Below are 8,825 nucleotides of genomic sequence, written 5' to 3'. Positions count from 1 at the left end.
GAAAGATATGCACGTCGATCCACTTGATTATGAAATGGTTAAATCGATTAACGATATTGGGCATGTCATGGGGTTGGAGACCATCGCTGAGTTTGTCGAGAGTGAAGAGATATGGCAAAAACTCAAAGCGATAGGTGTGAACTATGGACAGGGATATCACCTAGGTAAACCGGCGCCTATAGATCAAATCCTGCAGTATTCAGAGAATAGAGCAGCCAACGCAGAGTAAAAAGCGATTTTCAGTGGTTTAATCGAGTCAACAGAGTCAGATAATTGACATCATATTTTGATTGCTGATAGAGACTGAATTCACTCATCCTGTTGATTTAAAACAAATAAAAGTTTTTCTTGTTTTTCCGTATTTGGGCATATTTCCTGCAAAGACTTAGATATCAAGGTTAGTTTACTTTTTTGATGATTAAGTCTGTATAGGAGATGATTTATGAATGCCCTGGCAAAAATGGATGATGCCGCTCGTTTACAACACGAGCAAAAGCAATTTTCACAACTATCAACCCACTACGACAGAAAATACCGTACAGGCTGGTTTCGTATGCATGGTGAACCGAGACCCTGTTTCACTCCAACATTGTTAAGTGAGATTGCGAGTTATTTTTCAAGTGTGAAACAAGACATGCGACTGACTCAAGGACAAAAATATGACTACCTTGTCTTAGCATCTGATGTGGAGGGTATCTTCAATTTAGGTGGAGACCTAGGTCTATTTTCACAGCTTATCGAGCGACAAGATGCTGATGGTTTATTGGAATATGCTGTCAGTTGCATCAATGTTCTGCATGCCAATATGTCACATCTTGATAGTGATTTGACGACCATTGCTTTAGTGAAAGGTGATGCATTAGGTGGCGGGTTTGAATCTGCTTTATCAAGCAACGTGTTAATTGCTGAAAAGGGCGCGAAACTTGGCCTTCCAGAAGTGTTGTTTAATTTGTTTCCAGGTATGGGCGCTTTTTCATTGTTATCCAGAAAAATTGGCGCGTCAAAAGCAGAAAAGATGATTCTGGAAGGAAAACTCTATTCTGCTGAAGAGCTTTATGAGATAGGCGTTGTCGATATTCTTGCTGAAAAAGGTCAAGGTGAGTTGGAGGTCTATCGCTATATTGATAAAGCCAACAAAAATGTCAATAGTCGCCGAGCCATGAGGCAAGTTAAGGATGCCTGTAATGCGGTGAGCTATGACGAATTATTGACGATCACTAAAATCTGGGTAGACGCCGCGTTGAAATTAGAGCCTCGCGATTTACGAATGATGCAGCGTCTGGTGCAGCGTCAAACAAGTAAAGTGGATCTTGGCGCCTCAGTTAATGCTTAGTCTCATAATGATGATCTGATAGGGTTTGTTTGAGTGCCGTTAATGCCTCATCAAATGCCTGTTTGATATCGCGCGCGACTTGCTTGATTTCAGGACTGTTGACGTGCTCTGGTTTGAGTTGTTCTGCCTGACGAGCTAATTCAGCTAATTTGATAGCACCGATTTCTGTTGAAGAACCTTTTAATGCGTGGAGGCTTTCACGAAATTGATAATAGTCATCAAAAACGGCATTGTTGATGATGTCAACATGTTTACGACCATCATATTCAAAGCCACTGACCAGACTTTTGATGAAGTCTTCTCCGCCCCCTAACTGTTCTAGTTCATGGATGAGGTGGCGATCAAGTATTGGGTCCTCGTTAGTCTCGGCCTGAGAAACTGATTGTTGTAAATTGGTTGATGCACTATCTGAAGAGTATTTCTCAATTTTAGCTACCTCGGACAGCAGCATTTTTGAATCGATGGGTTTAGTCAGAAAAACATCGGCCCCAGCATCAATACAGTTTTGTCGAGTTTCTGGAGTGGCATCTGCAGTGAGAATCATTGACGGTATTTTTCTTGATGTATCGATAAATTGCGCTGCTTTAATGATTTCAATGCCAGAGTAGCCAGGCATGTTCATATCCAACACCATTAAGTCTATGTCATCAAAGCGAGCACTAATCATACTCATCGCCTCTTCGCCTGTGTTGGCAATAATGAGTTTATGTCCTAACTGTCCAAGCAGACCGGCTAATACACGCTGATTAACATTATTATCTTCCGCTATCAAAATGGTCAGTTTTGTCTGGCCACTGGCTTCAGCCTGATAAAAATCATTAAGCTTGACGACTTTATCAGCGTTATAAACGACTGACTCAGCAGAGTGGATAGCGTTAAATAAGGTGCGTTTATCATTGATATCACTGACCGCAGAGCGATAAAACTGATTCAAGTCATCATCTTGTAATACATTGGCTTGATGATTGATGAGCACAAGAGACAGGTGTTGAAGGCGTTCCTCCTGGCCTAACAATTTTGCATATTGGACAGGACTGATTCCGGCCAGGCATTCATTATCAATGATTAATGTTGAATAAGGGGTTTCTTGCTCGGCTGCGTTCATCAAGACTGACATTGCTTGTGCAGATGATTGGACGAAGTGATAATCAAGTTTCCATGTGTCAAGGCTTTGACGTAACGATGATGTCGTGGCCTCCGTGGCCAGAATGAGTACTTTATGTTGGTTTAATTCCAAGTCATATTCAGAGTGGGTGTCAAAAGGCAATTCAAACCAGAATGTTGTTCCTCTGCCTAATTCACTTCTTACACCTATCTCTCCTCCCATGAGTTCTACGAGTTGTTTTGATATGGTTGTTCCAAGCCCTGTGCCCTGATACTTCGAGGTGTTCGACATATTGGCCTGAGTGAAGTTTTCAAAGATCTTATCGAGATACTCTTCTGCGATGCCTATGCCTGTGTCACGAACTTCAAAACGAATTCTTGTTTTTTTGCTTATTGTATCAGTGGTTTTTTGTTCTAACAGTAATTTTACAGAACCGGAATCAGTAAATTTAATGGCATTACCCAACAGATTAATCAGGACTTGTTGCAAATGCTGAGGATCGCCAATTAGGTGATAGTCGATACGTGAATCTATGTGATAACTCACTCGAAGCGCTTTTGACTCCCCCATAATAGCCTGCAGTTCAATGACATTGTTTATCAGCGAATGTAAATCAAAGCTCTCTCTGGCGATATGAATCTTACCCGCTTCAATTTTTGAAATATCCAGCACATTTTCAATCAGACCAGACAAAGTTTGTGCTGAGTTTCTCATGATGTTGACGAACTCATATTGCTGTGGACTGAGTTTGGTTTCTCCAAGTAGATCAGCAATGCCGATAACACCATTTAGTGGTGTACGGAGTTCATGAGACATATTTGCCAAAAAACGGCTTTTTGCCTCATTCGCCAACTTTGCTGTTTTGATAGCAACGTGCAGTTTGTTGATTAAAAATGCAGAGTATAAGGGGATAACGATCAGTAAGAGTAATAAGCTGTAACCGATAAGTTGATGTTGAGGTAGTTGCCAATAAGGGCCATAAACAACGGCAACGCTAAAACCAATCAGACCGACGGATAACGAGAGATAAAGATATTGTGTGCCGTAGCGAAACCCATTTCCGAGAATCACCCACAAATAGAGAATAAAAAGAAATACACTCTCATCCCCTGAATAGAACATGAGTATCGACAATGAGCCTAAATCCAACAAGATGCCGGCAAAGCGTCTGATAGGAGAGGGGCGTGGGTTACGTATGAGTGCTATGGCAATGGCCATGGCACCAGCATAATAGGCAAGCGTTACCAGTGTTGGATGAGACAGTAAGGTGTCTTGAAGGCGCTCACCATCACTCCATGGCAAGGCAAAATAAAAAAGGATACCCAAGCCGATTGTTAAGCGAACTTTAATAGCTTGTTCAGGCTCACTATCACCTGTTTTGCTCAATAGTATGCGCAAGCGTTCTAGGGTGGCTGAAAAGAACGTTTTATTTTGCAGTGTTGCCTTAGGTGATTCGTTCATAGGGGTCATCTGCATATTCAGCCTGAATCGTTTTTATCTTATCAAGGCTTTTGATAAATGCATCAACGCAGTCGGGGTCAAAATGACTGCCAGCTTGGTTTTGTATGTAATCAATAGCCTCTTCAGTACTCCATGGAGCCTTATACGGCCGGGCAGAAACTAATGCATCGAATACATCAGCTACGGCTACCACGCGTGCAATGAGGGGGATATCCTGTCCTTTCAGACCATTTGGGTAGCCTTTTCCATCAAAACGTTCATGGTGATTCAAGGCGATAACGGCACCTGTTTGCATATACCGGGATTGACTGTCAGAAAGGATGGCATGACCAATAGTTGTGTGAGTTTGCATGATCTCCCATTCAAACTCATTCAGTGGCCCTGCTTTGAGTAAGATACCGTCTGGAATCCCAATTTTGCCAATATCATGCATCGGAGCCGTGTATTCTAATTCCTCACACTCTTGTTGTGTAAACACATTCAATGCTGCCGCAATTTCACGTGCGTACTTTGCCATACGAATGACATGGTTGCCTGTTCCTTCATCGCGGTATTCACCGGCACGGGCTAATCTTAATAATGTTTCTTTTTCACGGTCGACGACTTTCTTCGTAGCGATTTCTACCTGTCTGGCCAACCAATCAGCACGATCCTGAATGATCAGATGCTGTTCTTGCATTTGTAACAGGTTACGGCAGGTTGTTCGACACTCGATTTGGTCAATGGGTCTGGTGAGAAATGCGGTTGTACCGGCTTCAAGCGCCTCATAACGCACCGACTTCTCACTCACGACTGTAATCATGACAATGGGAACGGTCTGGCAGTGAGCTAAAGCACGAACCTTTTTGATAAACTCCACACCATTCATGTTTGGCATGCGGTAATCAGTAATAATCAGATCTGGTTCATGCTCGTTAAGCCAGCGCAGCCCCTCTTCTGGGCTACTCAATGACGTGATATCGATATTTTCTGCCACCTGCTGAATAACGCGCTCTAGAATGGTACGACCGGTTGATTGATCATCAATGATCAATATCTGCTTTGATTTTTTCAGAATGCTTTGCCTCCTTGCGTTTGCATATGAACTTTGAATGATGGATTTATCTTGCTGAATCAAGGTAACGGACCTGATTGTCTTTGCTTTTTTATAGTGCATCCTGCAGTAAAGCCACTAAAAAAATAGCTCACGGAACCTGTAAGCTGACAGTTGGATAGCTATGGCTCATTGAAAACGTCAGTTTGATACATAGCCTAGCCCATTATGCGTATAAGCCTATTGTTAGTCTAGTCGATAATGTTACCTGTATCACGAAACGTCAGGTTATATCGCGTTTGTCCAGTTTGTGGATGATGACCAAGTTTCAGGGGTTGTATACCATGAAATCGTAAGCGGTCAACGCCACCCCAGATAACCACATCGCCATGTTCGAGTAGATGATAGTTCACTTGGTCACTGCGTTTAAAACCACCAAACTGGAAAATTGCAGGCACGCCCAGTGATAATGAAACGATAGGTTGTGACAAGTCGTGTTCATCCTTGTCTTGATGTAAGCCCATTCCGACTTTGGGTATGTATTGGTTAATCAGACACACATCTGGTTGAAAATGATCAAACCCAACGGATGAAGCCAGCTCCATTGCCAGAGCTTTAAACATCGTCGGCATTGCTGGCCAAGCTTGATTGGTTAATGGATCAAGACGGCTGTATCGATAACCTTTCTTATCACTTACCCAGCCCCATTCACCACAGTTGGTCATTTTGGCGCCGACATAGTGACCTCGTTTTGTCTGCATTTGTCTTAACGGAGATGAGCTGATGATGCGATCGATTTCTGTTAATAGCTCGTCGGCTTGTGTTTTGATTGCTCCTTTCACAAGGTAGCTTTGATCAGAAATTTTAATCATAGAGAGGTAAAGGATTGTGTCGAGCTGTCAGCCGCGGGAATTTCACACCAATAATCAAACGGATGCGTTTATTTTACTTAATGAATCGGTAAGAAACCTAGTTAAATCATTCTATAAAAGATAGAATATGGCAATCGTCTTGGGGGAGTAGTCTACTCACCTACCGGTGTTTGAAGCTGTCAACATAATTGAACCCTCAAGGTTCATGGCAGTTTCGTACCAGCTTGCTGGTATTGACAAGACCTAAGACAAATAATGATCGCTCAGGCGGGAGGTCGTTGTTTGTCTTGGTATTGTTATCCCGCCGGAGTTATATCATGGATGCTTTTCTTACCTCTACTTTGACTGTTTCACTTGCTGAAATAGGCGATAAAACCCAGCTTTTATCCTTAATGTTAGCAGCACGATTTAGTCATAAATCAGCGATCGTTGCTGGTATTCTAGTAGCTACATTATTGAACCATGCTGCATCAGCCTGGCTTGGCACATGGCTGGGACAGTATATTCTTGGTCCTACAGGGCAGTGGATACTAGGCTTAAGTTTTATTGTGATGGCTGGTTGGTTACTGATTCCAGACAAAGAAGATGATGATGCCATCAAATATCAGAAATATGGCGCTTTTCTTGTTACGACTGGTTTATTTTTTATTGCTGAGATTGGTGACAAAACACAGGTGGCAACCATTGCTTTAGCGGCAAATTATCAAGATATTGTCATGGTAACGCTGGGAACCACCATCGGGATGCTACTGGCAAATATACCCGTCGTTTATGCTGGCGAAGCGATGTTGAAGATTATCCCTCTCAAAGTGGCAAGGTGGGTAGCCAGTTTGGTGTTTATGATTATCGGCTTAAGTATCATGCCGTGGTAAAAGCCTGAAATCGTATCAGCGAAATAGAGAGCCACATTAATGAATGTGGCTCTGAGCATGGAGCTGTAATTAGCGAAGATTTGAGAAGTTTTCTACCACTTCAACCACTCTCTGAGCGCCACTTCTAATCTGACTTATCGTATTCCCAGCATTGTTAGCTAGCTCTACACCAGACTCTACGCCGGACATATTACCTGACATGCTTTTAATCACTGAATCACTCTTGGATTGAATTTTATTAATCATTGTTGCGATTTCAGCTGTCGACTGAGATGTTCTTGTAGCCAGTGAACGAACTTCATCTGCAACAACAGCAAATCCACGTCCACTGTCACCAGCTCTGGCTGCTTCAATGGCGGCATTCAGAGCAAGTAAATTTGTTTGTTCAGTGATATCACTGATCGTTTTGACGATAAATGATATTTGAGCTGTTTCAACACCTAATTGCTCCAATTCTGTTGAGGAGTGACTGAACTGTTGTTTCAGTTGCTCAAGCTTATCTATGGTTTTGAAAATAATTTCTTCACCTGTGGATGACAGTTTCTCTGTTTCCTGCGAAACCGTATAAGCCGTGTTAGCTGCAGCTTTTTCTTGCTCAGAACGCCGAACTTTTTCCGTAATGTCAGTTGCAAACTTTATGACACGGTACGGCTTGCCATTACTGTCAAAGATGGAGTTGTAGGTCGCTTCAAGCCACACCTCTGATTGGTATTTGGTTATCCGTTTAAAGTTATCAGCAACAAAACGACCCTCATTTAAGCTTTCCCAGAATTTCGTGTATTCGGCGCTTTTGACATAGTCTGATTCGCAAAAAATCTTATGGTGTTGTCCTTTCACTTCATCAAGTGTATATCCCATAAGATTAAGAAAATTCTGATTCGCATGGGTGATGCGACCTTTCATGTCAAACTCAATGATAGCCATTGACCGATCGATTGCGGACAGCAAACTATCATTACTACGAGCATGCTCTACACGCGCGGTGACATCATTCGCTATCTTAAAAATTTTAACGACGCGATCCTCACTGTCTTTTATTGGGAAATAATTCGCTTCCAGCCAAATATCATGACCATTTTTATGCTTGCGTAATACTTCTCCAGAAAAAGATTCACCATTGTTGAGATGTTTCCAAAAGTCTCTATATCTGGAAGATTCAACTTCGGATTTATCACATAGAAGTTGATGGTGCTGTCCTATCAACTCTGCTGAGGAATAACCTGTCACGCGTGAGAAATTATCGTTCACTTTGGTTATTACTCCCTCAGGAGTAAATTCAATGAATGCCAATGAAGATTGCATAGCTGTGAACATTTCTAGCAATGGCTGTAACTGTTTTTCCAATGCTGCGTTTTGATCTGCTAATTGTTTTGACTTACCAAACATGATGATATCTCTTGTGTGTTGTTCGCAATGTTGTTGCAAACATCATATGTCGGCGGTGATGAAGAAAAGATGAATTCGTTACTCGATAAATATGAGCTGCATCACCTTTCTAAGGAATCAAATAAGTAAAAAGGGAAAATTTGCGAATGAGTCAAAATAATGGGGTGACATTGAAAAAATGCTAGATGCTTCATGGTAGAAAAAGATACAGATAGAGGTGAAGCAAATTCGGCGCGCTTGAGCAGGTTATTTCAGCAGCTATTGATACCGTATGAGTAGCGCTGCTGAGATAGTTCTGTGTTATGTGCAAAGTCTCAAATATTGATATGCCGAGCCAATGAGCCCATTGCTTAATAAACTTGTATCTTCATCTACTTTTTGGATGAGTCTGAGGACGCTATCTGCGATGCTTTGATGGATTCGATTTTAATAGCGTTTCTGTTTATCTAATTCACTCCTAGAGCACGCGTAACAGTGCCCACATAGTAGCAACAGTCAAGATAGCACTAACTTTGACTGGCTTACTACGCTCAGTAATCCCTTTGAACAAAATCATACTTTTGGACGATATCTTTATTAATTCCAGTCCAGTAATCTGTAAATAACAGATTTTTATGAATATACATCTGTTTTGAGTGACCAGAAGCTAACTTCATTTATCGAATTTTTATTCAATACATTAACGCCAAACCTGATGTGAGTCAGGGACGGAAAACCGACAGCTGTACATTATTGGTATCAGGGCTGGGCTGCATGACATGGA

Annotated in this window: 7 protein-coding genes and 1 riboswitch; of the genes, 3 read left to right on the top strand and 4 right to left on the bottom strand. The window is 41.8% G+C overall.

Annotated elements, in window-relative coordinates; genetic code table 11:
- A partial coding sequence (locus B4K20_RS08815) for an EAL domain-containing protein (RefSeq protein WP_289282613.1) occupies nt 1–229 on the top strand: 229 nt, incomplete at its 5' end.
- 213 nt (nt 230–442) lie between these two features.
- On the top strand, nt 443–1,333 hold the full coding sequence (locus tag B4K20_RS08810) for a crotonase/enoyl-CoA hydratase family protein (RefSeq protein ID WP_289282612.1): 891 nt from the start codon (nt 443–445) through the stop codon (nt 1,331–1,333).
- Here B4K20_RS08810 and B4K20_RS08805 read toward each other — a convergent pair.
- The 3 genes from B4K20_RS08805 to alkB form a co-directional block, all read right to left on the bottom strand.
- Complete coding sequence (locus B4K20_RS08805) at nt 1,323–3,899, bottom strand: ATP-binding protein (protein WP_289282611.1); 2,577 nt, start codon at nt 3,897–3,899, stop codon at nt 1,323–1,325. The genes B4K20_RS08810 and B4K20_RS08805 overlap by 11 nt on opposite strands.
- Nucleotides 3,883–4,932 (bottom strand): HD domain-containing phosphohydrolase, encoded by a 1,050-nt coding sequence (locus tag B4K20_RS08800; RefSeq protein WP_286303765.1) that lies wholly within the window; start codon nt 4,930–4,932, stop codon nt 3,883–3,885. The genes B4K20_RS08805 and B4K20_RS08800 overlap by 17 nt, the downstream gene beginning before the upstream one ends.
- 251 nt (nt 4,933–5,183) lie before the next feature.
- Nucleotides 5,184–5,804, bottom strand: coding sequence for a DNA oxidative demethylase AlkB (alkB, locus tag B4K20_RS08795; protein ID WP_289244419.1), 621 nt, complete (start codon nt 5,802–5,804; stop codon nt 5,184–5,186).
- A 317-nt stretch (nt 5,805–6,121) separates the two neighbouring features.
- Between alkB and B4K20_RS08790 the strand changes: the two genes are divergently transcribed.
- Nucleotides 6,122–6,676 carry a TMEM165/GDT1 family protein gene (locus tag B4K20_RS08790; protein WP_289244418.1) on the top strand — a complete coding sequence of 185 codons (555 nt, stop codon included), beginning with the start codon at nt 6,122–6,124 and terminating at the stop codon, nt 6,674–6,676.
- 69 nt (nt 6,677–6,745) lie between these two features.
- Here the strand turns inward: B4K20_RS08790 and B4K20_RS08785 are convergent, their stop codons facing one another.
- Nucleotides 6,746–8,062 carry a methyl-accepting chemotaxis protein gene (locus tag B4K20_RS08785; RefSeq protein WP_289282610.1) on the bottom strand — a complete coding sequence of 439 codons (1,317 nt, stop codon included), beginning with the start codon at nt 8,060–8,062 and terminating at the stop codon, nt 6,746–6,748.
- A gap of 674 nt (nt 8,063–8,736) precedes the next feature.
- Nucleotides 8,737–8,819: riboswitch (cyclic di-GMP riboswitch) on the top strand.
- Nucleotides 8,820–8,825: the final 6 nt, after the last annotated feature.

This window comes from Methylophaga sp. UBA5088 (genome assembly GCF_002414625.1).
Lineage (GTDB): Bacteria > Pseudomonadota > Gammaproteobacteria > Nitrosococcales > Methylophagaceae > Methylophaga > Methylophaga marina.
This window is presented reverse-complemented; position numbering and strand designations above follow the sequence as displayed.